At 71.6% G+C, this 20,796-nt stretch carries 18 protein-coding genes and 1 pseudogene; 9 read left to right on the plus strand and 10 right to left on the minus strand.

Annotated features, from left to right (window positions below; all coding sequences use genetic code 11):
* Window positions 1-109: 109 nt before the first annotated feature.
* Together FHS87_RS19330 and otnI are read right to left on the minus strand one after the other, a co-directional pair.
* Window positions 110-991, minus strand: a pseudogene (locus tag FHS87_RS19330) (2-hydroxy-3-oxopropionate reductase); the annotation flags it as partial.
* A 16-nt stretch (window positions 992-1,007) separates the two neighbouring features.
* Window positions 1,008-1,787, minus strand: coding sequence for a 2-oxo-tetronate isomerase (gene otnI, locus FHS87_RS19335; RefSeq protein ID WP_184521032.1), 780 nt, complete (start codon window positions 1,785-1,787; stop codon window positions 1,008-1,010).
* Between the two features lie 178 nt (window positions 1,788-1,965).
* Between otnI and FHS87_RS19340 the strand changes: the two genes are divergently transcribed.
* The 5 genes from FHS87_RS19340 (at window position 1,966) to FHS87_RS19360 (ending at window position 7,184) form a co-directional block, all read left to right on the plus strand.
* Window positions 1,966-3,051, plus strand: a complete 1,086-nt coding sequence (locus FHS87_RS19340; protein ID WP_184521033.1) for an AI-2E family transporter — start codon at window positions 1,966-1,968, stop codon at window positions 3,049-3,051.
* Window positions 3,052-3,178: 127 nt separating this feature from the next.
* Window positions 3,179-4,153: an ABC transporter permease gene (locus FHS87_RS19345; RefSeq protein ID WP_184521034.1), complete on the plus strand. Its 975-nt coding sequence runs from the start codon at window positions 3,179-3,181 to the stop codon at window positions 4,151-4,153.
* Window positions 4,154-4,170: 17 nt separating this feature from the next.
* Window positions 4,171-5,082: an ABC transporter permease gene (locus FHS87_RS19350; RefSeq protein WP_184521035.1), complete on the plus strand. Its 912-nt coding sequence runs from the start codon at window positions 4,171-4,173 to the stop codon at window positions 5,080-5,082.
* 97 nt (window positions 5,083-5,179) lie between these two features.
* Complete coding sequence (locus FHS87_RS19355; RefSeq protein WP_184521036.1) at window positions 5,180-6,169, plus strand: ABC transporter ATP-binding protein; 990 nt, start codon at window positions 5,180-5,182, stop codon at window positions 6,167-6,169.
* Window positions 6,162-7,184, plus strand: coding sequence for an ABC transporter ATP-binding protein (locus FHS87_RS19360; protein WP_184521037.1), 1,023 nt, complete (start codon window positions 6,162-6,164; stop codon window positions 7,182-7,184). Before FHS87_RS19355 ends, FHS87_RS19360 begins: the two co-directional genes overlap by 8 nt.
* A gap of 4 nt (window positions 7,185-7,188) precedes the next feature.
* On the opposite strand, the gene FHS87_RS19365 is transcribed toward FHS87_RS19360, so the two are convergent.
* Both FHS87_RS19365 and ggt read right to left on the minus strand, forming a co-directional pair.
* Window positions 7,189-7,698: a CreA family protein gene (locus FHS87_RS19365; RefSeq protein WP_184521038.1), complete on the minus strand. Its 510-nt coding sequence runs from the start codon at window positions 7,696-7,698 to the stop codon at window positions 7,189-7,191.
* A 67-nt stretch (window positions 7,699-7,765) separates the two neighbouring features.
* A complete protein-coding gene (gene ggt / locus FHS87_RS19370) occupies window positions 7,766-9,472 on the minus strand; it encodes a gamma-glutamyltransferase (protein WP_312862047.1) in 1,707 nt (568 codons plus the stop codon).
* Between the two features lie 21 nt (window positions 9,473-9,493).
* On the opposite strand from ggt, the gene FHS87_RS19375 reads away from it, so the two are divergent.
* Window positions 9,494-9,871: a YraN family protein gene (locus tag FHS87_RS19375; protein ID WP_184521039.1), complete on the plus strand. Its 378-nt coding sequence runs from the start codon at window positions 9,494-9,496 to the stop codon at window positions 9,869-9,871.
* 19 nt (window positions 9,872-9,890) lie between these two features.
* On the opposite strand, the gene mepA is transcribed toward FHS87_RS19375, so the two are convergent.
* The 6 genes from mepA to FHS87_RS19405 all read right to left on the minus strand — a co-directional run bounded on the left by mepA (window position 9,891) and on the right by FHS87_RS19405 (window position 15,659).
* Complete coding sequence (mepA, locus tag FHS87_RS19380) at window positions 9,891-10,766, minus strand: penicillin-insensitive murein endopeptidase (protein WP_312862048.1); 876 nt, start codon at window positions 10,764-10,766, stop codon at window positions 9,891-9,893.
* A 19-nt stretch (window positions 10,767-10,785) separates the two neighbouring features.
* On the minus strand, window positions 10,786-11,070 hold the full coding sequence (locus tag FHS87_RS19385; protein ID WP_184521041.1) for a hypothetical protein: 285 nt from the start codon (window positions 11,068-11,070) through the stop codon (window positions 10,786-10,788).
* A 10-nt stretch (window positions 11,071-11,080) separates the two neighbouring features.
* A complete protein-coding gene (locus tag FHS87_RS19390) occupies window positions 11,081-12,442 on the minus strand; it encodes an HlyD family type I secretion periplasmic adaptor subunit (protein WP_184521042.1) in 1,362 nt (453 codons plus the stop codon).
* Window positions 12,439-14,169 (minus strand): type I secretion system permease/ATPase, encoded by a 1,731-nt coding sequence (locus tag FHS87_RS19395; RefSeq protein WP_184521043.1) that lies wholly within the window; start codon window positions 14,167-14,169, stop codon window positions 12,439-12,441. The genes FHS87_RS19390 and FHS87_RS19395 overlap by 4 nt, the downstream gene beginning before the upstream one ends.
* Window positions 14,170-14,265: 96 nt before the next feature.
* Complete coding sequence (locus FHS87_RS19400) at window positions 14,266-15,216, minus strand: glycosyltransferase (RefSeq protein ID WP_184521044.1); 951 nt, start codon at window positions 15,214-15,216, stop codon at window positions 14,266-14,268.
* Window positions 15,213-15,659, minus strand: coding sequence for a GtrA family protein (locus FHS87_RS19405; protein ID WP_184521045.1), 447 nt, complete (start codon window positions 15,657-15,659; stop codon window positions 15,213-15,215). The genes FHS87_RS19400 and FHS87_RS19405 overlap by 4 nt, the downstream gene beginning before the upstream one ends.
* A 125-nt stretch (window positions 15,660-15,784) precedes the next feature.
* On the opposite strand from FHS87_RS19405, the gene FHS87_RS19410 reads away from it, so the two are divergent.
* From FHS87_RS19410 to FHS87_RS19420, 3 genes are all read left to right on the plus strand, one after another.
* Window positions 15,785-17,398, plus strand: coding sequence for an ABC transporter substrate-binding protein (locus FHS87_RS19410; RefSeq protein ID WP_184521046.1), 1,614 nt, complete (start codon window positions 15,785-15,787; stop codon window positions 17,396-17,398).
* A gap of 64 nt (window positions 17,399-17,462) precedes the next feature.
* Window positions 17,463-19,058: an ABC transporter substrate-binding protein gene (locus tag FHS87_RS19415; RefSeq protein ID WP_184521047.1), complete on the plus strand. Its 1,596-nt coding sequence runs from the start codon at window positions 17,463-17,465 to the stop codon at window positions 19,056-19,058.
* Between the two features lie 139 nt (window positions 19,059-19,197).
* Window positions 19,198-20,787: an ABC transporter substrate-binding protein gene (locus FHS87_RS19420; protein WP_184521048.1), complete on the plus strand. Its 1,590-nt coding sequence runs from the start codon at window positions 19,198-19,200 to the stop codon at window positions 20,785-20,787.
* Window positions 20,788-20,796 lie beyond the last annotated feature (9 nt).

The raw sequence follows: 20,796 nt of genomic DNA on the forward strand, positions 1-20,796 counted from the left end.
CGCTGCCTTTCCGACTGGGCCATCTCACCCTATTGGATTCGTGGCTCTAAATGCTCGTTTCATCGATGCGATGCAACGAGCATTAAAGCGTTAGTGTAAAAACTCTGCATCACATGTCGTGAGATGCCAATTTTTCGAGGGCCTGGACCAGCGCCGAGTGATCTTTTTGTGCACCACCGGCCGCGGATACAACCGAGAAGAGCTGTTGTGCCGAAGCGGTATGGGGAAGTGCAACGCCGAGTTCGCGCGCTGATTGCAGGGCGAGATTGAGATCCTTCTGATGCAGCGCGATCCGGAAACCCGGCTCGAAGGTCTTGCGGATCATGCGCTCGCCATGGATCTCAAGGATCCGCGAGGAGGCGAAGCCACCCATCAGCGCTTCCCTCACCTTCGCCGGATCGGCGCCGGCCTTGCTCGCGAAGACGAGGGCCTCGGCCACGGCCTCGATATTCAGCGCGACGATGATCTGGTTCGCGACCTTCGTCGTCTGCCCCGCGCCGTTGCCGCCGACGAGGGTGATATTCTTGCCCATGGCCTGGAAGAGCGGCGTGGCCCGCTCGAAGGCCGCCTCGGGGCCGCCCACCATGATGGTAAGCGCGGCGTTCCGCGCGCCCACCTCGCCGCCGGAGACGGGGGCGTCGAGATAGTCGCAGCCCCTGGCATTCACGCGCGCGGCGAAGTCCTTCGTCGCTGTGGGGCTGATCGAGGACATGTCGATGACGAGGGTACCCGGGCGCAGCGCCTCGGCCACCCCGCCCTCGCCGAAGAGCACGGCCTCGACATCGGGCGTGTCGGGCAGCATCAGGATCACCACCTCGGCGGCCCTGGCGACCTCCGCGGGGGAGGGAAGGACGGTCGCGGCGCCGCGGATCTCCTCCGTCAGGCTCGCGCGCTCCGGCACGAACAACTCGTGCCCCGCCCTCGCGAGGTTGAGCGCCATCGGGCGGCCCATGATCCCGAGGCCGATGAATCCGATCTTCATGCTTTCTCGTTCCCTCTCCGGATTATCAGGGCCGCCACGGCGTGAACCAGGCCAGCCCGTCCTCGGTGCGGCCGGCCGGGCGGTACTCGCAGCCGATCCATCCGCCGTAGCCCATGGCGTCGAGGCGGCCGAAGACGAAGGGCCAGTTCACCTCGCCCGTGCCGGGCTCGTGCCGGCCGGGCGTGTCGGCCATCTGCGCGTGGGCGATCAGCGGCAGCAGGGCCTCGAACCTCCGGGTGATGTCCCCCTCTGTTACCTGCGCGTGGTAAAGATCGAATTGAAGCCCGACGCGCCCGCGCCCAACCGCCTCGATCAGGGAGGCGGCCTGGGCGGTGGTGTTCAGCATGTAGCCCGGCACGTCGCGGTGGTTGATCGGCTCGATCACCGGCAACACGCCCTGCGCGGCGCAGCGCTCGGCGGCCCAGAGGAGGTTGTTGGCGAAAGTCGCGACGAGCCTCTCGCGCTCCATGCCCGCCGGCGCGATGCCGGCCATCAGGTGCAGGCGGGGGCAGCCGAGCGCACCGGCATAGTCGAGCGCGCGCAGGACCGAGTCGCGGAACTCCTCCTCGCGCCCGGCCAGGGAGGCGATACCCCTCTCGCCCAGGGACGGGTCGCCCGGCGGCGCGTTGAACAGGACGAGCTGCAGCCCGGCATCGTCCAGCCTTGCCCGGATTTCCCCCGCGGGATGCTCGTAGGGAAAGAGGAACTCGGCCGCCTCGAAGCCCGCGGCGCGCGCCTGCGCGAAGCGCTCGAGGAAGTCGTGCTCGGTGAACATCATGGAAAGATTCGCGGCGAAGCGCGGCATCTGGACACCCCCCGCGCCCGTTTCCCCCGGGGCGCTTTCTGAAATGAGAGTACCAGCGCCTGCGCGCCGCCCCAAGCGCCGCGGCCGGTCATCGGCGGGAATTGGCCGGCAGCCACGATCACATGATAACCCCTACCGCAGAGCCGGGCAGCAGGAGCGGGCCGGAGAGGAGATCCCGATGTCCGATGACAAGCAGTTCCTGGTCCGGCTGATCGGGGTGGTGGTCCTCGTCGCGCTGCTCGCCGGCTGTTTCTTCGTCCTGCGGCCGTTCCTGTCCTCGCTCCTATGGGCGGTGATCCTCGCCTTCACCACTTGGCCGGTCTATCGCTTCCTGCTGGACCGCGGGATCGGGCCCGGGCCGGCGGCGGGGCTGATGGTCGTGGCGATGATGATCGTGATCGGCCTTCCCCTCGCCCTCGCCGCCCCGACCAGCCGCGAGGAGATCGAGGGGCTCCGCAACGCCGTCCAGAACTTCCTCACGGATGGCCTGCCCGCCCTCGTCGCGATGCTCGGGCGCGTGCCGGTGGCCGGCCCCTTCCTGCAGGAGCGCTTCGGCGCCGTCGATCTCGGCATCGGCAACCTCTTCAGCGTCCTCCGCCCCTATGCTGGCAGCGTGGCGCAGACGGCGCTCGGCCTGGTGCTGGCCATCGTCTCCGGCGTTGCGGAGCTGCTGATCGCCATCCTTCTCTCCTTCTTCTTTTTCCGCGACGGTCCCCGGCTGGCCGAGGCGCTCATCCGGATGGCCGAGCGGATCGCGGGGGAACGCGGGACGCGGCTGGTCGAGCTGACAGGGGCGGTGACCCAGGGCGTGATCTACGGGCTGCTCGGCACGGCGGTGGTGCAGGGCGCAATGACGACCTTCGGCCTCTGGCTCTCCGGCGTGCCGCAGCCGGCGCTGCTGGGCATTCTGGCCGGGGTGATCTCGATCCTGCCGATCGGGGCGCCGGTGGTCTGGATTCCCGCGACCATCTGGCTGCTCGCGAACGGGAGCACGGGCTGGGGCATCTTCATGGGGCTCTATGGCGCCTTCGGCATCTCCTCCGTGGACAACTTCATCCGGCCCTGGCTCATCTCCCGCGGGGCGGACCTGCCCCTGCTCCTCACCCTGCTCGGCGCGCTCGGCGGGGCGCTGGCCTTCGGGCTGCTGGGCCTGTTCCTCGGTCCCGTGCTGCTCGCCGTTGCCTACACCCTCATCCGGGATTGGGCCGCGGACGGGCAGGGGCGGACCGGGCCGAGGCCGATCTGGCCCTCCTCGCGGGGATGAGCCGGCGCCGGGGATGCCCCGGTCCCGGCGCTGGACCTGCGGGGCGCGGCGCGTGACGGCAACGATCCGCGCTGGCGGGGCGCCCCCCCGGGTGGACGACCTCGCGGCCGTCCGCTAGGCGATAGGCGTGCCCGCCTTCATTCTCTCCCGCATCCTCCAGGCGATCCCGGTGATGCTCGCCGTCGCCCTCATCGCCTTCGCGCTCTTCTCCTTCGTCGGCGATCCCATCGCGACGATGCTGGGGCAGGAGTTCACCCCGCAGCAGCGCGACGCGCTGGTGGCCGCGCTCGGGCTGGACCAGCCGGTCCCCGTGCAGTTCGTCCGCTTCATCGGCAACGCCCTGCAGGGCGAGTTCGGCCTCTCCTACCGGCTCTCCCGTCCCGTCGCGGACCTCATCGTGGAGCGGGCGCCGGCCACACTGGAACTCGCGCTCTGCGCCTCGGTGGTGGCGCTGGCGGTCGGGCTACCGATGGGGGTTTATACGGGCTTATACCCCCGCTCCCTGCTCTCCCGTGCCTTCCTCACCTTCAGCCTCGTCGGCGTGTCCCTGCCGACCTTCCTGATCGGCATCCTGCTGATCCTCGTCTTCGCCGTCTGGCTCGGCTGGCTGCCGAGCTTCGGGCGGGGAGATACGGTTCAGTTGGGCTGGTGGAGCACGGGCTTCCTCACGGCCTCCGGCTGGAAGGCGCTGATCCTGCCCTCCGTCACCCTCGGCCTGTTCCAGCTCACCCTCATCATGCGGCTCGTGCGCTCGGAGATGCTGGAGGTGCTGCGCTCGGACTACGTGAAGTTCGCGCGGGCGCGCGGGCTGCGGGACCGGTCGATCAACTTCGGCCACGCGCTGCGAAATACGCTGGTGCCGGTGATCACCATCGTCGGCCTCCAGCTCGGCTCCATCATCGCCTTCTCCATCGTGACGGAGACGGTGTTCCAGTGGCCGGGCATGGGCCTGCTCTTCATCCAGTCCGTCTCCTCGGCCGACATCCCGGTGATGGCGGCCTATCTCCTCCTCATCGCGGCGGTGTTCGTGACGATCAACCTGGTGGTGGACCTCCTCTACTACGCCGTGGACCCGCGCCTGCGCGCCGGCCGTGGCCACTGAGCCGGGGGCACTGACGCATGAACGCCGTCTCCCGCTTCCTCGACAGCGACCTCTTCTACTCCTTCCGCCGCACGCCGAGCGCCGTGATCTCGGCCGTAGTCGCGGCGGTCATCATCCTCGGCGCGGCGGCCGCCCCCTGGGTGGCGCCCTACAACCCCTTCGACCTCGCCAGCCTCGACCTGATGGACGCGTTCAACCCGCCCGCCTTCATGGATGAGGGCTCGCTCGCCCATCCCTTCGGCACGGACGACCAGGGGCGGGACGTGCTCTCGGCCATCCTCTACGGGGCGCGCGTCTCGCTCGTCGTCGGCGTCTCGGCCACGGCCTTCGCCCTCACGGTCGGCGTGCTGGTCGGGCTCCTGGCGGGCTATGCCGGGGGCACGGTGGACGCGGTGCTCATGCGCATCGCCGACATCCAGCTCACCTTTCCCAGCATCCTGATCGCCCTCCTCATCGACGGCGTGGCCCGGGCGGCGCTGCCGCGCGAGGTGCACGACCAGCTCGCCATCGTGGTGGTGATCGTGGCCATCGGCATCTCCGACTGGCCGCGCTTCGCCCGCACGGTGCGCGGCTCGGCGCTGGTGGAGCGGAACAAGGAGTATGTGCTGGCGGCGCGGGTGATCGGCATCTCGCCGGCGCGCATCATGCTCACCCATGTCCTGCCCAACGTGCTCGGTCCGCTGCTGGTGCTGGCGACGCTGAACCTCGGCCTCGCCATTCTCTCCGAGGCGACGCTCTCCTTCCTCGGCGTCGGCGTGCCGCCGACCCAGCCCTCGCTCGGCACCCTCATCCGCATCGGGAACGACTTCCTCTTCAGCGGGGAGTGGTGGATCGCGCTCTTTCCCGGCCTGGCGCTGGTGGCCATGGTCCTCAGCGTGAACCTGTTGGGCGACTGGCTGCGAGACGCCCTGAACCCGAGGCTGCGATGAGGTCCATTCGTTCCGTGCCGAAATCTCTGAACCTCATCGCGCGCGCGCCGTGCGATTCACGCCTCCGGCCGTGCCGGCCTGCGGCGATCGCACGCTGATGCAGCCGCTCCTCCAGGTCCGCGACCTCGTCGTGGAATTCCCCACGCGCCGCGGCACCCTGCGCGCGCTCGACCGCGTCTCCTTCGACATCGCCCCCGGCGAGGTGCTCGGCGTGGTCGGCGAGTCCGGCGCGGGCAAGTCGATGACGGGGGCTGCGATCATCGGGCTGCTGGAGCCGCCGGGGCGCGTGGCGGGCGGTTCCATCACGCTCCGCGGCGAGCGCATCGACAACCTGCCCCCGCGCGAGATGCGTAAGGTGCGGGGCAAGCGGATCGGCGCCATCTTCCAGGACCCGCTCACGACCCTGAACCCGCTCTACACGGTGGGCCACCAGCTCGTGGAGACGATGCGGACGCATCTGGCGATCGACGCCGCCGAGGCGCGGCGCCGGGCGGTCGGCTGGCTGGAGATGGTCGGCATCCCCGCTGCCTCCGAGCGGATCGACGCCTATCCCCACCAGTTCTCCGGCGGCATGCGCCAGCGCGTGGTGATCGCGCTCGCCCTCTGCGCCGAGCCGGAGATGGTGGTGGCGGACGAGCCGACCACGGCGCTCGACGTCTCCATCCAGGCCCAGGTCATCGCCCTGCTCAAGCGCCTGACGCGGGAGAAGGGCACCTCCGTCATGCTCATCACCCACGACATGGGCGTGATCGCCGAGACGGCGGACCGCGTGGCCGTGATGTATGCCGGGCGCGTGGCCGAGATCGGGCCGGTGCGCTCGGTGGTGAAGGCGGCGGCGCATCCCTATTCCGCGGGGCTCATGGCCTCCATCCCGCCGCTCTCCCACAAGGTGGACCAGCTGCCGCAGATCGACGGCGCCATGCCGCGCCTGAACGCCATCCCGCAGGGCTGCGCCTACAACCCGCGCTGCCCGCACGTCTTCGACCGCTGCAAGGTGGAGCGCCCGGAGCTGCTGCAGGCCCCCGAGACAAGGGCGGCCTGCTGGCTCTTCGACAGCGACGCCCCACGGGAGCGCGCCCATGTCTGAGCCCCCGATCTTCGAGGCGCGCGGGCTCAGCCGCCACTTCGACGTCTCCAAACCCGCCCTCCAGCGCCTTCTCTCGCGCGAGGGCAGGCGCACGCTGCGGGCGGTGAACGAGGTCTCCTTCGCCATCCCGCGCGGCACGACGATGTCGCTCGTCGGCGAGAGCGGCTGCGGCAAGTCCACCGTCGCGCGCCTCGCCGTTGGCCTCTACGAGCCGAGCGGGGGGCAGGCGCTGTTCGAGGGGCAGGACCTGGCGGAGGCGCGGAAGTCGGCCGCGCAGCGGCGCCGCATGGGTATGATCTTCCAGGATCCCTATGCCAGCCTCAACCCGCGCTGGCGGGTGGCGGACATCGTCGGGGAACCGATCCGGGCCTATGGCATCGCCGAGGGCGCCGGTGCGCTGCGGGAGAAGGTGGGCGCGCTGCTGCGGCAGGTCGGGCTGTCGCCGGCCGACGGCAACCGCTTCCCGCACGAGTTCTCGGGTGGGCAGCGGCAGCGCATTTCCATCGCCCGCGCCCTGTCCTCGAACCCCGACTTCCTCGTCTGCGACGAGCCGACCTCGGCGCTGGACGTCTCCGTCCAGGCGCAGATCCTGAACCTCATGAAAGGGCTGCAGCGCGACCTCGGCCTCACCTACCTCTTCATCAGCCACAACCTCGCCGTGGTGCGGCAGGTGAGCGACCGCGTCGGGGTGATGTATCTCGGCAGCATCATGGAGCTGGCGCCGGCCGAGACGCTCTTCACCACCCCGCGCCAGCCCTATACCCGCGCGCTGACGGAGGCGATCCCCGACCTCGACATGGTCGGCAAGGACCGCCAGCCTGTGGGCGGCGAGGTGCCGAGCCCCATCGCCCCGCCGCCGGGCTGCCCCTTCAATCCCCGCTGCCCCCTGGCGAACGACCGCTGCCGGAGCGAGCGCCCCGCCCTCATCCCCGCCCGCGGCACGCCGGAGACGCTGGTGGCCTGCCACGCCGTGGAGGAGGGGCGGGACAGCTTCGAGGCACGGGCCGCGGCCTGAGCCGCTAACGCGCCGGGGCTGGGGCGGTGGCCGTCGCGGCGGCGGCTACCGGCACCACGGCGACCGCGCTGAAGGGCGAGCCCTCCACCAGCTTGGTCGACCAGGCGAGGTAGACCACCGCGCCGCGCCCCTCGTCGATGAAGCGATGGACGCGGGTTTCCTTGAAGAACAGGCTCGTCGAGCTCTCATGCACGACCTCGCCCCGCTCGCCGCGGGCGGCGCCGGGCAGGACCTCGACCGCGCCCGTGGCGGAGCAGGAGAGGGCGAAGCGCGCGGGGTCCTCCGCCACGCCAACCATGCCGGAGATGCCGCCCGTCCGCGCCTGGCTGATGTAGCAGGAGACGTTGCGCACCTCCGGGTCGTCGAAGCGCTCGACGACGATGCGGTGGCTGCGAGTCAGGCCGAGATTGGTGAGGGCGGTGTTGACGTAGCCGACCTGCGCCGTCTCGTCCGCGGCGGAGGCGGGGCCGGCCGCGGCGAGGGCGGCGAGAAGGGCGAGGGCGGGGCGGCGCATGGGATCACTCCGGTTCTTTCCCGCATAGCGCGCGGCCCCGGCCAGGGTTGGGTCGGATGCCCCGCCATCAATCCCCGATCGCCACGCCCTCCCGCCGGGGATCAGCGCCGCCCAGCAGCCCCGAGGGCGTCACCCGGATCGCCTGAAGGCCCGAGTAGAGCGGCCGGACCTCGACCCGATGCCCGCGCGCGCGCAGCGCCGGGGCGAGCCCTGCCGCCGCCGTGCCCTCCTCCAACTCCACGACCCCGCCCGTCGTGACGACATGCGGCAGGGAGACGGCCTCCTGGGGGCTGAGCTTCCAATCGAGCATTCCCACCAGCGCCTGGGCGACATAGCCGATGATCCGCGCCCCGCCGGGCGAGCCGACCACCGCCGCCAGCCGCCCCTCGCCGTCGAAGACGAGGCTGGGGGACATCGAGGAGCGCGGGCGCTTGCCGCCCTCCACCCGGTTGGCGACCGGCCGCCCCTCCAACTCCGGGCGGAAGGAGAAGTCCGTCAGCTCGTTGTTCAGGATGAAGCCGCCGACCATGAGCCGCGCGCCGAAGGCGTCCTCCACCGTCGTCGTCATGGAAACCGCGTCGCCCCAGGCGTCCAGGATGGAGAGATGGCTGGTCCCGTTCTCCACGGCCTCCGGCATTGGCGCGTGCAGGGTCGTCTCCCGCCAGCGCGGGTTGCCGGCCCGGGGCTCGGCGATGGCGGAGCCGGGACTGACGAGCTGGGCGCGAAGGGTGAGATAGGCGGGGTCGAGCAGCCCGCGCACGGGCACGGGCACGAAGTCCGGATCCGCGAGGTACTGGGCGCGGTCGGCGAAGGCGAGGCGGGAGGCTTCGGCGATGAGGTGTGCCGCCTCCGCGCCCCCCGGCGCCAGGCGCGGCATGTCGAAATGCTCCAGCACGCCGAGGATCTGGCCCACCGCCACCCCGCCCGAGGAAGGCGGCGGGAAGCCGCAGATGCGGAAGGTGCGGTAGGGATGGCAGACCGGCTCGCGCTCCTTCGCGGCGTAGCCGGCGAGGTCGTCCACCGTCATCAGCCCGCCCGCCCCATGGCCGCGCACGGCGGCGGCGATCGCCGCAGCGACGGGGCCGCGCAGCAGCGCCGCCGATCCCTGCGCGGCGATCAGGCGGAAGGTCCCGGCCAGGTCGGGGTTTCGCAGCCTCTCCCCGGCCAGGAGCGGCCGGTCGCCGCCGCGCAGGAAATAGTCGCGCGTGGAGGGGTGGCGGGCGAGACGCGCGGCATCCGAGGCGATGGCGTCGGCGAGCTTGGGAGAGACGGGGAAGCCGTTCTCGGCCAACTCGACCGCCCGCTGCCACAGCCCGTCCCAGGGCAGCTTCCCGTGCCGCCGATGCGCCGCTTCCAGCGCCGCGACCGCCCCCGGCACCCCCACGCTGCGGCCGGAGAGGACGGCATCATAGAAGGGGAGCGGCGTGCCGTCCGCACGGAGGAAGAGATCGGGGCGCGCGGCGGCGGGCGCGGCCTCCCGCCCGTCGAAGCCCGTGACGGAGGCGGCCGCGGCGTTCCAGTGCAGGATGAGCGCCCCGCCGCCGATCCCGCTGGATTGCGGCTCCACCAGGGTGAGCACGGCCTGCACGGCGACGGCGGCGTCGACCGCTCCCCCGCCGCGCCGGAGCACTTCCAGCCCTGCCTCCGCGGCCAGGGGATGCGCGGCCGCCACCATCCGCCGCTGCGGCAGCGACGCTGCCGGCGCTTGGGCGAGGGCCGGCAGCGCGGCGAGGAGGAACAGGGCGGCGATGAGGCGCATGGCCGACTCCGGCACGGGTTGGGCTATCCTGGCAAGATGGACCCGCAAGCCAAGGAGGCGGCCCGCCGCGCCGCCGAGCGCCGGGGCCTGGAGGCCGAGAGGCGCGCCGCCGCGGCGCTGGAGGCGCGGGGCTGGACCGTGCTGGCCCGCCGCGTCCGCACCCCGGCGGGGGAGCTCGACCTGATCGCCGAGCGCGACGGGCTGCTCGCCTTCCTGGAGGTGAAGTCGCGCCCGAGCCTGGCCGAGGCCGCCCACTCCGTCTCCCCGCGCCAGAGGGCGAGGATCATGGCCGCCGCCGAGGCCTGGCTCGCCGGGAATCCCGGCCATGGCGCGGCCGGCATCCGCTTCGACATCATCCTCGCTGCCCCAGAGGGCATGCGGCGGATCAGGAACGCCTTCCGCGGCTGGGACTGAACCAGGAGGAAGCCGGGCCTCAGCGCGCGGAGAGCAGTCCCGCGCAGGCCTGCGGCAGGGAGGGCGGCTCGGACGGGGGAGCGCTGCGCCGGGGCTGGCTCGCCTCCGGGGTCAGCCACCAGGCAAGCCCCGCATCGCAACCGTCGCCCGGCGGGGGCGGGGCGGCGTCCTTGCAGTCCGGGCTTCCGGCGGGGCAGCGCAGGCGGATGTGCATGTGGCTGTCATGCCCGCGCCAGGGGCGCACATGGCGCAGCCAGGGCTCGCCGGCATGGGCCGCGCAGAGGCTCCGCTTGATGCCGTGATGGACGAAGATCCGGTCCAGCCCCGGCAGTTCGGCCGCCATGCGGATCAGCCGCGCATGGGCCGGGGTGAAGAGCCGGGGATCGGCGGCCGATCCGTCCGGCAGGACGAGGGAGCGCTCAGGGATGCTCTCCCGCGCGGCCGCCGGCACGAGGGGCTTGGGCGAGAGGTCGAGCCAGATGTCGGCGTCCAGCCCGGCCTGGTGGCTGGCATGGCCGAAGGGCAGGGGGCCGCCCCGGGGCTGGCCGAGGTCGCCGATCCAGAGATCCGGCAGGCCCCCCGCGCGGGCGCGCCCGGCAAGGTCCCGCAGCGCCGCCACCAGCACCGGGTGCCCCCAGTTCCGGTTGCGCGAGAGCCGCACGACCTGCCAGCCCGGCCCTTCCGGCGGGAGCATCGCGGCGCCCTGGACGCAGCCGAGCGAGGTGCCGCCGATGCTGCGCGCCGGCCCGGGCGAGGGCCCGGGCGCCGCGGCCCATTGTGCCGCCGGCTGGGCGGATGCGGGCCCGGCGACGAGCGCGATGCTCAGCGCGAGGAGGGAGAGGCCGCGCACCGCCCGGCCCCTCGCCGCCACCGCCCTCGCGGCGAATCCTGGCACGGGGCTCTCTCCGTGCGAATCAGCCCTGGAAGCGGAAGGCTTCGGCGACATCGGGCGTGTCGGCCGCCGGTGCGGCGGCGGCGTTCACCTGGCCCTGCGCCTCGCGCGCCTTCGCCTCGACCTCGCGCAGCAGCCGCGTGATCGAGCCGGCGAAGGCGGGAAGCTGGGCGAGCGGCACGACGAGGAGCCCCGTCGTCGCGGGCGACCCGTTGCCGTCCTGGACGGCCAGCTTCAGCCGCGCGACGCCGTGGCGGACGGTTCCCTCGAGGATGCCGTCGGCGAAGAGGGTGGGAAGATCAGCCATGAGCCTGGTCCTACTGCTCGCGGAACGCCCGGTGGAAGCTGTCGAGCACGGGCTGTATGAGATAGCGGAGGAAGGAGCGCTCGCCGACCTGGATCTGCGCCTCCACCGGCATGCCGGGGCGGAGCGCCACGTTCTCCAGGCGGGAGAGCTGGTCCTCGTCGATGGCGATGCGGACGCGGTAGTATTCCTGCATCGTCCGCTCCTCCGTGGTGACGTCGCCGCCGACCACGGTGACCTGCCCGTTCAGGAAGGGCACGAGGCGCTGCTTGAAGGCGGGCAGCCGCACCTCGGCCAGAAGCCCGGTATGCACCATGTCGATGTCGGTCGGGGAGACGCGGACCTCGGCGATCAGCTTGTCCCGCGCGGGGACGAGATCCATCACCGGCTCGCCCGGCCGCACCACGGCGCCGGGGTTGAAGAAGCGGGCGTTCAGCACCGTGCCGTCCTCGGGGGCGAGGATCTCCCGGCGGGAGGACACGTCGTCCGCCGCGCGCAGCTTCTCCTCGACCTCGTGCAGCCGGGTGCGCACGTCGCGCCCCTCGGTCGAGACCTCCTGCAGGCGCTGGTCGGCCACTTGCCGGATCTGTGACTGGGCCTCGGCGATCTGGGCGCGGGCGCGGTCGATCTGGGCGGCGAGGTCCGAGATGGTGCCGTTCGCCGCGAAGACCTGGCGCTGCAGCCCGTAGAGCCGGGGCTGGCGCTCCAGGCCCTGGCGGACGAGCCCCTGCACGTCCGCCTCCTCGCGCACCAGCAGCTCGCGCTGGCGCTGCTGGCTCGCCATCTGCGCCTCGGCCGAGGCGGCCATGGTCTGGTACTGGAGGATCCGCGCCTCGAGCACCTGAAGCTGGCTCCGGAGGCTTGCCTGGCGGCTGGCGAAGAGCACGCGCTGCCCGTCCATCGACTCGCGGGCCCGGGGGTCCTCGCTGGCGAGGAGGTCGGGGTGGAAGGCGATGCCGTTCGCGCCGGCGATCTCGGCGGCGATCCGGGCGTCCTGCGCGAGAAGGGCCCAGCGCTGCGCGCGGGCCGCCTCGCGGCCGGTGGCGGACTGCACGTCGTCCAGCCGGAGCAGGACCTGCCCGGCCCGCACGGCGTCGCCATCGCGCACCAGGATCTCGCGCACGGTGCCGCCCTCCAGATGGGCGATGGTGCGGCGGCTGCCCTCGGCCTTGATCGTGCCGGGGGCGATCGCCGCCTCGCTCAGCGGCACGAGCACGGAGAAGGCCGTGAGCCCGCCGGAGAAGGCGATCAGCGCGGCGAGGCCGAGGGCGATCGGCCCCCCGGTGCGGGGCCGCGGCATGTCGAGGACGAGCGGCGGACGCGCCGGGGCGATGGGAGCCGGCAGCGTGCCGGCGGTGGTGGTCGCGAGGCTCATGCGGCGACTCCCGGGAGGTTCTTCGGCGGCTGCGGGCGGTTCGGCGGGATCGGGCGGGCGGCGAGGCGGGCCAGCACCTCGGCGCGCGGGCCGAACAGCTCCGCCGCGCCGTCACGCATCACCAGCACCTTGTCCACGCCGCGGATGAGGGAGGGGCGGTGGCTCACGAGCACCACCGTGGCCCCGATCGCCTTCAGTCCCGCGAGGCCCTCGAGGAGGCGTGCCTCGGCATCGCCGTCCAGGCTGCTGTCAGGCTCGTCGAGGACGACGAGGCGGGGGTCGCCGTAGAGGGCGCGGGCGAGCCCGACCATCTGGCGCTGGCCGCCGGAGAGGGTGCCGTCCGCCACCTCCGTCTCATAGCCCTGGGGGAAGCGGAGGATCGTCTCGTGGCAGCCCGCGAGGCCTGCGGCGCGGTGCACGCGCTCGGGCTCAGGATCGGCCTCCAGCCGGGCGATGTTGCGGAACACCGTGCCCTCGAACAGCTCCACGTCCTGGGGCAGGTAGCCGATATGGCGCCCGACATCCTCGCGCGGCCAGGTGGCGAGATCGGCCCCGTCGAGCCGCGCGCTCCCGCTGACCGGGGCGAGGGTGCCGACGAGCAGCCGGAGCAGCGTCGTCTTGCCGGAGCCGGAGGGACCGATGATCCCGAGGCTCTCGCCGGGCTCGAGGGCGAAGGTCACGCCCTTGATGACAGGGGTGGGCATGCCCGGCGGGGCCCAGGTCAGCCGCTCGGCCGTCAGCCGGCCGGTCGGGGTGGGCAGGGGCTCGGCCTCGGGCCGCAGGCGGGGGAGGGCGAGGAAGGCGCGGAGGCGGCGATTGGCCTGGCGGACCTGCACGAGCCCCTTCCAGCCGCCGATGAGCTGCTCCACCGGGGCCAGCGCCCGGCCCATGATGATCGAGCCCGCGATGGCCGCGCCCGAGGTCATCTGCTGGCGAAGGGTGAGATAGGCGCCGACGCCGAGGACGGCGATCTGCACGGCGAGGCGGATGAACTTGGTGAGCCCAGAGAGCACGGCCGCGCGGTCCGCGGCCTTCTGCTGCAGCGGCGTGGCCTCGGCCAGCCCGTTGCGCCAGAGGCGGAGAAGGGCGGGCACCATGCCCATCGCATCGGCGGCCTCGGCATTGCGCGCGATCGCCTCGGCCCGCTTGTGGGAGGCCATGGCGGCGACATTCGCCTCGCGGAGCGGCCCGGCGGTGGCGAGCTCGGTGGCCAGGGCGAGGCCGAACAGGATCACCGCGCCGCCGGCCGCGATGAGGAAGAGGATGGGGTTCAGGAGGTAGATGACGAAGAGGTAGACCGGCACCCAGGGCACGTCATAGAGGGTGAGCGCCCCCGGCCCGCCCAGCCAGGCCCGAAGCGTGCCGAGGTCCCGCAGCGCCTCCATCCGGTAGGGGCGGTTGCGAAGCGTGGCCTCCAGCGCCCGGGCGAAGCCCTCCGGCGCGACGCGGTTCTCCATCCACATCGCCGCGCGCTGCATCACCTGCGAGCGGACCCCGTCCAGTAGCGCGAGAAGCCCGATGGCGGCAGTGGCGACGACGGTCAGCCAGAAGAGCGTGTCCAGGCTCCGCGTCGCGAGCACGCGGTCGAAGACCTGCATCATGTAGAGCGAGACGGTGAGCTGGAGCAGGTTCACCACGAGGCTGAACAGGCCTACGGCCCCGAACTGCGCCCTGCACGCCGCCATCGCCCGTTGCAGGGCATCGTTCCGCGGTGCGGAAAAGGCCATCCTGTCAGTCCTTCAAACTGCGCCGACCCTTCCTTCCTGGGAGGGCCGAGGTGCTGAACAAATTTTTGTTAGCACACTTGCGTGATCAGGGGAGCGTTATTTCGCGCTTCCCGGTTGTGCCGGCGGCCCGGGCGCCGGCAGGGAGAGGTATGCGATCCGCTTGGCCTCGATCCGCCCACGGGTGACGGTGTCCAGGATGAGGCCGCAGGTGAGAGAGAGGAAGGATAGCATCGCCAGGGCTGCGGAAGCTACGAAGGTGGGCAGGCGCGGAACCAGCCCCGTCTCGAGGTAGTTCTCGAAGACCGGGACGAAGAGGGCGGCGGAGAAGAGGGCGAAGAGCACCGCCAGCACCCCGAAGAAGAAGCGCGGCCGCTCCCGCTGCACGAGGGCGAGGATCATGCGCAGGATCCGGAAGCCGTCATGGTAGGTCCGCAGCTTGGAGGCGGAGCCGGCCGGGCGCTGGCTGTAGGCGGTGGGGAGCTCGCCCACGGGCATCCGCAGCTCCAGCGCGTGGACGGTGAACTCCGTCTCCGTCTCGAAGCCACGGGCCAGGGCGGGGAAGGACTTCACGAAGCGCCGGGAGAAGCACCGGTAGCCCGAGAGCATGTCGGTGACCCCGCTGCCGAAGACCCGGCGGACCACGCCCGTCAGGAGAAGGTTGCCGAGGCGGTGCCCGGGCCGGTAGGCGCCCTCCAGCTCCGTCACCCTCACCCCGGTGACCATGTCCAGGCGGTCGTCGAGCAGGAGGCGCAGCATGGCCGGCGCGTCGGCGGGGTCGTAGGTGCCGTCCCCGTCCACGAGGAGATAGGCGTCCGCCTCGACATCCGCGAACATCCTGCGAACGACATTGCCCTTCCCCTGCTGCGGCTCCGACCGGACGATCGCGCCGGCGGCCGCGGCCACCTCCCGCGTCCTGTCGCCGGAGTTGTTGTCGTAGACATAGACAGATGCCCCGGGCAGGGCCGCCCGGAAGCCGGAGACGACCGAGCCGATGGCCACCTCCTCATTGTGGCAGGGCACGAGGACGGCGATCCTGAGGGGGATCATCGGCGGAAGACGTAGCGGCGCGACAGGAAGAAGTTGCTGCCCATCCCGGCAAGGGCCCCCACGGCGACCGCCAGCACGGGATAGGCGGCGGCGAGGGGCAGGTGGGTCACGAGGACAGCGTAGGTGCCGTAGTTCGCGGCGAAGCCCAGCAGGTTGACCAGGAGGAAGAGGAGCCACTGGCGCCCCGTCGCGGCGCCGGTAGCGGTCCGTTGGGCGGAACGGAAAGTCCAGGCGCGGTTGAGCGCGAAGGTGGTCGTCGCGGCCGCGACGTAGGAGATGAGCCGCCCGCCATAGAGCCCCGCTCCCATCCCGAGGACGAGGAGGAGCACGAGCGAATCCACCACGAATCCCGCGGTGCCGACCGCCCCGAAGCGGACGAACTCGGCAGCCAGCGCGCGGCGCGACGGCGGCAGGAGCCGGTCCAGGATGGCGGCGTTGAGCATCGGCGGCCGTCTAGCGGCAAAGCGCGGCCGCGGAAAGGGTTGGAGGGCAGGGGCCGGGGCTTGCGCCGGGCCGCGGGCTGCGCTTGCCTCTGCTCAACCCCTCCCCGGAAGGAACGAGAGAGCGCATGCCCACGGATCGTCGTCGCTTCCTGGCCGGCGGCACCGGCCTGGCCCTGGCCGGCACCGGAACCCTCGGTCTCTCCCGCCCCGCCCTGGCCCAGCCCGCGGGCGCGCGCGTGCTGAAGTTCATCCCGCAATCGGACGTTGCGGTGACGGACCCCATCATCACCACAGCCTATGTCACGCGCCACCACGGCTACGCGATCTGGGACACGCTCTACGGCTTCGACGAGGACTTCAACCCGCAGCCCCAGATGGCCGAGGGGCACCGGGTGGAGGAGGACGGCAAGCGCGTCACGATCACGCTGCGCCAGGGGCTGAAGTGGCACGACGGCGGGGCGGTGACGGCGAAGGACTGCGTCGCCTCCATCCGCCGCTGGGCCGCGCGCGACGCGCTGGGGCAGGTGCTGATGGCGCGCACGGACGCGCTGGAGGCGCCGGACGACCGCACGATCGTCTTCCGCCTGAAGCAGTCCTTCCCGATGCTCTTCTCGGCGCTGGGCAAGCCGAGCACGCCCGTCTGCTTCATGATGCCCGAGCGGGTCGCGCAGACCGACCCGTCGCAGCCGATCAAGGAGCTGATCGGCAGCGGCCCCTTCCGCTGGAAGGCCGACGAGCGCGTCCCTGGCTCGCGCGTGGTCTATGAGCGCTTCGCCGACTACGTGCCGCGCGCGGACGGCACGGTGAGCTGGACGGCCGGCCCCAAGCGCGTGAACCTCGATCGCGTGGAGTGGCACGTCATCCCCGACGCCTCCACCGCCGCCAACGCCCTGGCGAATGGCGAGATGGACTGGTGGGAGCAGCCGACCGCCGACCTTCAGCCGACGCTCCGGCGCAACCGCAACGTGGTGATGGAGATCCCCGACCCGACGGGGCTCTGCGCCATCGCGCGCTTCAACCACCTGCACCCGCCCTTCAACAACCCGGCGATCCGGCGTGCCCTGCTCGGCGCGGTCGTGCAGGGCGACTATATGAGCGCGGTGATCGGTACGGACCGCTCGCTCTGGAAGGATGGCAACGGCTACTTCCCGCCGGGCACGGCGCTGGCGAACGACGCCGGGATGGAGGCGCTGACGAGCCCGCGCGACATGGAGAAGGTCAAGCGCGACCTCGCCGCCGCCGGCTACAAGGGCGAGAAGGTCGTCCTCATCGCCGCCTCCGACTTCCCCTCCCTCAATGCGCTGGCGCAGGTCGGCAACGACATGCTCACCAAGGCGGGCATGAACGTAGAGTTCGTCTCCACCGACTGGGGCAGCGTCGTGCAGCGCCGCGCCAGCCGCGAGCCTGTGGAGAAGGGCGGCTGGAGCATGTTCTTCACCTTCTGGGCCGGGCTGGACATGATCAATCCCGGCGTCAGCCAGAGCCTGCGCGGGAACGGGCAGAGCGCTTGGTTCGGCTGGCCCACCATGCCCCGCATGGAGGAGCTGCGGACCGCCTGGTTCGACGCGCCCGACCTCGACGGCCAGAAAAAGGTCGCGCAGGAAATCCAGCAGCTCGCCTTCCAGGAGGTGCCCTACCTGCCCCTCGGCCAGTACTTCCAGGCCACCGCCTACCGCCGTGGCCTGACGGGCGTGCCCAAGGGCTTCCCGATGTTCTGGAGCGTGCAGAAGTCCGCCTGAGGCGGGCTTGCCCCGGCGCCCTACCTCCTGCTCCCATGCCGGCGACGACAGGGGAGAGGGATGGATGACCGGACGACGCAGGGTTCTCGGAGCCGCGGGCGCGGCCGCGCTCGCGCCCTTCGCGGGCGCCCGCCCCGCGCTCGCGCAGCCCGCGGGGGCGCGCGTGCTGAAGATGGTGCCGCAGGCGAACCTCACGAGCCTGGACCCCATCTGGACCACGGCGAACATCACCCGCAACCACGGCTACATGGTCTATGACAACCTCTACGGCATGGATGCGGGCTTCCGCCCGCAGCCCCAGCTCGCCGAGGGGCATGTCGTCGAGGAGGACGGCAAGCGGGTCGTCATCACCCTGCGCCAGGGACCGAAGTTCCATGACGGCGAGCCCGTGCGCGCGGCGGACGCGGTCCAGAGCCTTCGCCGTTGGATGCGCCGCTCGCCCTCCGGCCAGAAGCTGGCCGAGTTCGTGGACGAGGTGTCCGCCCTCGACGACCGGCGGCTCCAGTTCCGCCTGAAGCGGTCCTTTCCCTTCCTCTTCTCCGCCCTCGCCCAGGTGAGCAACAGCCCGGCCTTCATCATGCCGGAGCGGATCGCGCAGACGGATGCCTTCCAGCAGATTCGCGAGACCGTCGGCAGCGGTCCCTTCCGCTTCAAGAGGGACGAGTTCAACTCCGGCAGCCTCGTCGTCTACGAGCGCAACCCGGAATACAGCCCGACGCCGGTCGGGGCGCCGAGCCTCACCGCCGGCCCGAAGATCGTGCATTTCGACCGGGTCGAGTGGCAGATCATCACCGACGCCTCCACCTCCGCCGCGGCGCTCCAGGCCGGCGAGATCGACTGGTACGAGCAGCCGCCGCCCGAGATTCAGGCACTTCTCCGCCGCAGCCGCGCGCTGTCCATCGAGCCGGTGGACCCGTTGCCGCTGGTCGGCATCCTGCGCCCGAACCACCTGCACCCGCCCTTCAACGACCGGCGGATGCGCCAGGCCCTGCTGCCCGCCATCGACCAGGCGGATTTCATGACCGCGATCGTGGGCACGGATCCCGGCCTCTGGGAATCCTGCGGCGTCTTCACGCCGGGCACGCCGCTGGCCAGCGATGCCGGGCTGGAGCCGCTGCGCGGCCCCCGCAGCATCGACCGGGCGAAGGCCCTGATGCGGGAGGCCGGCTACACGAACCAGCCCATGCGGCTGGTCGGGCCGACCGACATCCTCGCGCCCTCCGCCATGACGCAGGTGGGGGCGGACCTCGTCCGCCGGCTCGGCTTCAACGCCGACATCGTGCTGACGGACTGGGGCACGACGGTCCAGCGCCGCACGAGCCGGGAGCCCATCGAGCGCGGGGGATGGAGCATGATCTTCACCTCCTTTGCCTCCTTCGACTTCATCGATCCCTCCGCGCATTTCCCCCTGCGCGGCAACGGCACGAATGCCTGGCCGGGCTGGCCGGACATCCCCGAGCTCGAGACCCTGCGGGACGAGTGGTTCCTCGCCCCCACGCCCGAGGAGGGCAAGCGCATCGCCGAGAGGATGCAGCGCGTGGCGATGGAGGAGGTCCCCTACATCCCCGTCGGCGCCTACAAGTCCCTCACCGCCATCCGGCGCGACCTGCGCGACCGCGTGCCCGGCTTCGCGATCTTCTGGAACCTGCGGCGGGGCTGACGGGCGGGGCAGCGCGCCCGATGGCACGCCCCGTGCAAGACCGCCGCGCATGGAGTGGCGCCGCGCCGGCTTTTCCGGCAGGCTCGCCGCAGAGGGATCAGGGGCAAGGCGAATGCCGCCCCGCTTGGGAGCTTGAGAGATGGACCGCCGTTCCTTCCTGATGGCCGGTACCGGCCTGGCCGCCGCCGGGCTTTCGGCCCCGGCCCTGTCGCAGGGAGCGGCGGCCCGGACGCTGCGCTTCGTGCCCCAGGCCAATCTCGCGAACTTCGACCCGGTCTGGGGCACGCAGTACGTCGTCCGCAACGCGGCCGCGATGGTGTGGGACACGCTCTACGGCGTGGACGCGCAGCTCGTGCCGCAGCGGCAGATGGTCGAGAGCGAGGAGGTCTCCTCGGACGGCCTGACCTGGACCTTCCGCCTCCGCCCGGGGCTGAAGTTCCATGACGGCGAGCCCGTGCTCGCGAAGGACGCCGTCGCGAGCCTCAACCGCTGGGCCGTGCGCGACCCCATGGGGCAGATGATCCGCGCCATCCAGAACGAGCTGGTGGCGGTGGACGACCGGACCTTCCGCTGGTCCCTGAAGCAGCCCTATCCGAAGATGCTGCTCGCCCTGGCGAAGAACAACGCGCCCTGCAGCTTCGTCATGCCCGAGCGGATCGCGCGCACCGATCCCTTCCAGCAGATCACCGAATATGTCGGCTCCGGCCCGTTCCGCTTTGCGCGCGGCGAGTGGGTGCCGGGCGCCAAGGCGGTGTTCGAGAAGTTCGCGGACTACCAGCCGCGCAGCGAGCCCGCCTCCTGGCTCGCCGGCGGCAAGCGCGTGATGGTGGACCGGGTGGAGTGGATGGTGATGCCCGACGCCGCCACCGCCGCCGCCGCGCTGCAGAACGGCGAGGTCGACTGGTGGGAGAACCCGATCAGCGACCTGATCCCCCAGCTCCGCCGCAGCCGCAACATCCAGTTCGACGTCGCCGACCCGCTGGGCAATATCGGCGCGTTCCGCATGAACCACCTGCACCCTCCCTTCAACGACGTTCGCGCCCGCAAGGCCGTGCTGATGGCGATCAGCCAGGAGGACGTGCTGCGCGCGCTCGTCGGCGATGACGAGAGCATGTGGAAGCGCCTGCCGAGCTACTTCACCCCCGGCACGCCGATCTACTCCGAAGAGGGCGGAGACCTGCTCAAGGGCCCCCGCAATCTCGACGCCGCCCGCCGCCTGCTGATGGAGAGCGGCTACAAGGGCGAGCCCGTCGTGATGCTCGTGGCGCAGGACCAGCCCATCACCAAGGCGCAGGGCGACGTGACGGCCGAGGCCCTGAAGAAGATCGGCATGAACGTGGACTACGTGGCCACCGACTGGGGCACGGTGGGCAGCCGCCGCGCGGTGAAGACGCCGCCGGGCCAGGGCGGGTGGAACATCTTCTTCTCCTGGCACGCGGGCGCGGACTGCATCAACCCCGCCGCCTACACCGCCATCCGTGCCAATGGCGACGGCGCCTGGTTCGGCTGGCCCAACAGCCCGGAGGTCGAGGCCAAGCGCGACGCCTGGTTCGCCGCGACCACGCCGGAGGCCGAGAAGGCCGCCATGGCCGGGCTGAACAAGGCCGCCATGGATCACGTGATCTACGCGCCGACCGGCTTCTTCACCTTCTACACCGCCTGGCGCCGCAACGTGTCGGGCATCGTCAAGGGGCCGCTTCCCTTCTTCTGGGGCGTGTCCAAGAGCTGAGGAGGGCGG

This window comes from Muricoccus pecuniae, assembly GCF_014199205.1.
In the GTDB taxonomy this organism is placed as follows: Bacteria; Pseudomonadota; Alphaproteobacteria; order Acetobacterales; family Acetobacteraceae; genus Roseomonas; species Roseomonas pecuniae.

Bases quoted from the DNA above. Each gene is read 5' to 3' on its own strand.
- otnI (WP_184521032.1), bottom strand. From the start codon at position 1,787: ATGCCGCGCTTCGCCGCGAATCTTTCCATGATGTTCACCGAGCACGAC.
- FHS87_RS19395 (WP_184521043.1), bottom strand. From the start codon at position 14,169: ATGGCCTTTTCCGCACCGCGGAACGATGCCCTGCAACGGGCGATGGCG.
- FHS87_RS19350 (WP_184521035.1), top strand. From the start codon at position 4,171: ATGAACGCCGTCTCCCGCTTCCTCGACAGCGACCTCTTCTACTCCTTC.
- FHS87_RS19400 (WP_184521044.1), bottom strand. From the start codon at position 15,216: ATGATCCCCCTCAGGATCGCCGTCCTCGTGCCCTGCCACAATGAGGAG.
- FHS87_RS19375 (WP_184521039.1), top strand. From the start codon at position 9,494: ATGGACCCGCAAGCCAAGGAGGCGGCCCGCCGCGCCGCCGAGCGCCGG.
- FHS87_RS19410 (WP_184521046.1), top strand. From the start codon at position 15,785: ATGCCCACGGATCGTCGTCGCTTCCTGGCCGGCGGCACCGGCCTGGCC.
- FHS87_RS19420 (WP_184521048.1), top strand. From the start codon at position 19,198: ATGGACCGCCGTTCCTTCCTGATGGCCGGTACCGGCCTGGCCGCCGCC.
- FHS87_RS19365 (WP_184521038.1), bottom strand. From the start codon at position 7,698: ATGCGCCGCCCCGCCCTCGCCCTTCTCGCCGCCCTCGCCGCGGCCGGC.
- FHS87_RS19355 (WP_184521036.1), top strand. From the start codon at position 5,180: ATGCAGCCGCTCCTCCAGGTCCGCGACCTCGTCGTGGAATTCCCCACG.
- FHS87_RS19360 (WP_184521037.1), top strand. From the start codon at position 6,162: ATGTCTGAGCCCCCGATCTTCGAGGCGCGCGGGCTCAGCCGCCACTTC.
- FHS87_RS19415 (WP_184521047.1), top strand. From the start codon at position 17,463: ATGACCGGACGACGCAGGGTTCTCGGAGCCGCGGGCGCGGCCGCGCTC.
- FHS87_RS19405 (WP_184521045.1), bottom strand. From the start codon at position 15,659: ATGCTCAACGCCGCCATCCTGGACCGGCTCCTGCCGCCGTCGCGCCGC.
- FHS87_RS19340 (WP_184521033.1), top strand. From the start codon at position 1,966: ATGTCCGATGACAAGCAGTTCCTGGTCCGGCTGATCGGGGTGGTGGTC.
- FHS87_RS19390 (WP_184521042.1), bottom strand. From the start codon at position 12,442: ATGAGCCTCGCGACCACCACCGCCGGCACGCTGCCGGCTCCCATCGCC.
- FHS87_RS19385 (WP_184521041.1), bottom strand. From the start codon at position 11,070: ATGGCTGATCTTCCCACCCTCTTCGCCGACGGCATCCTCGAGGGAACC.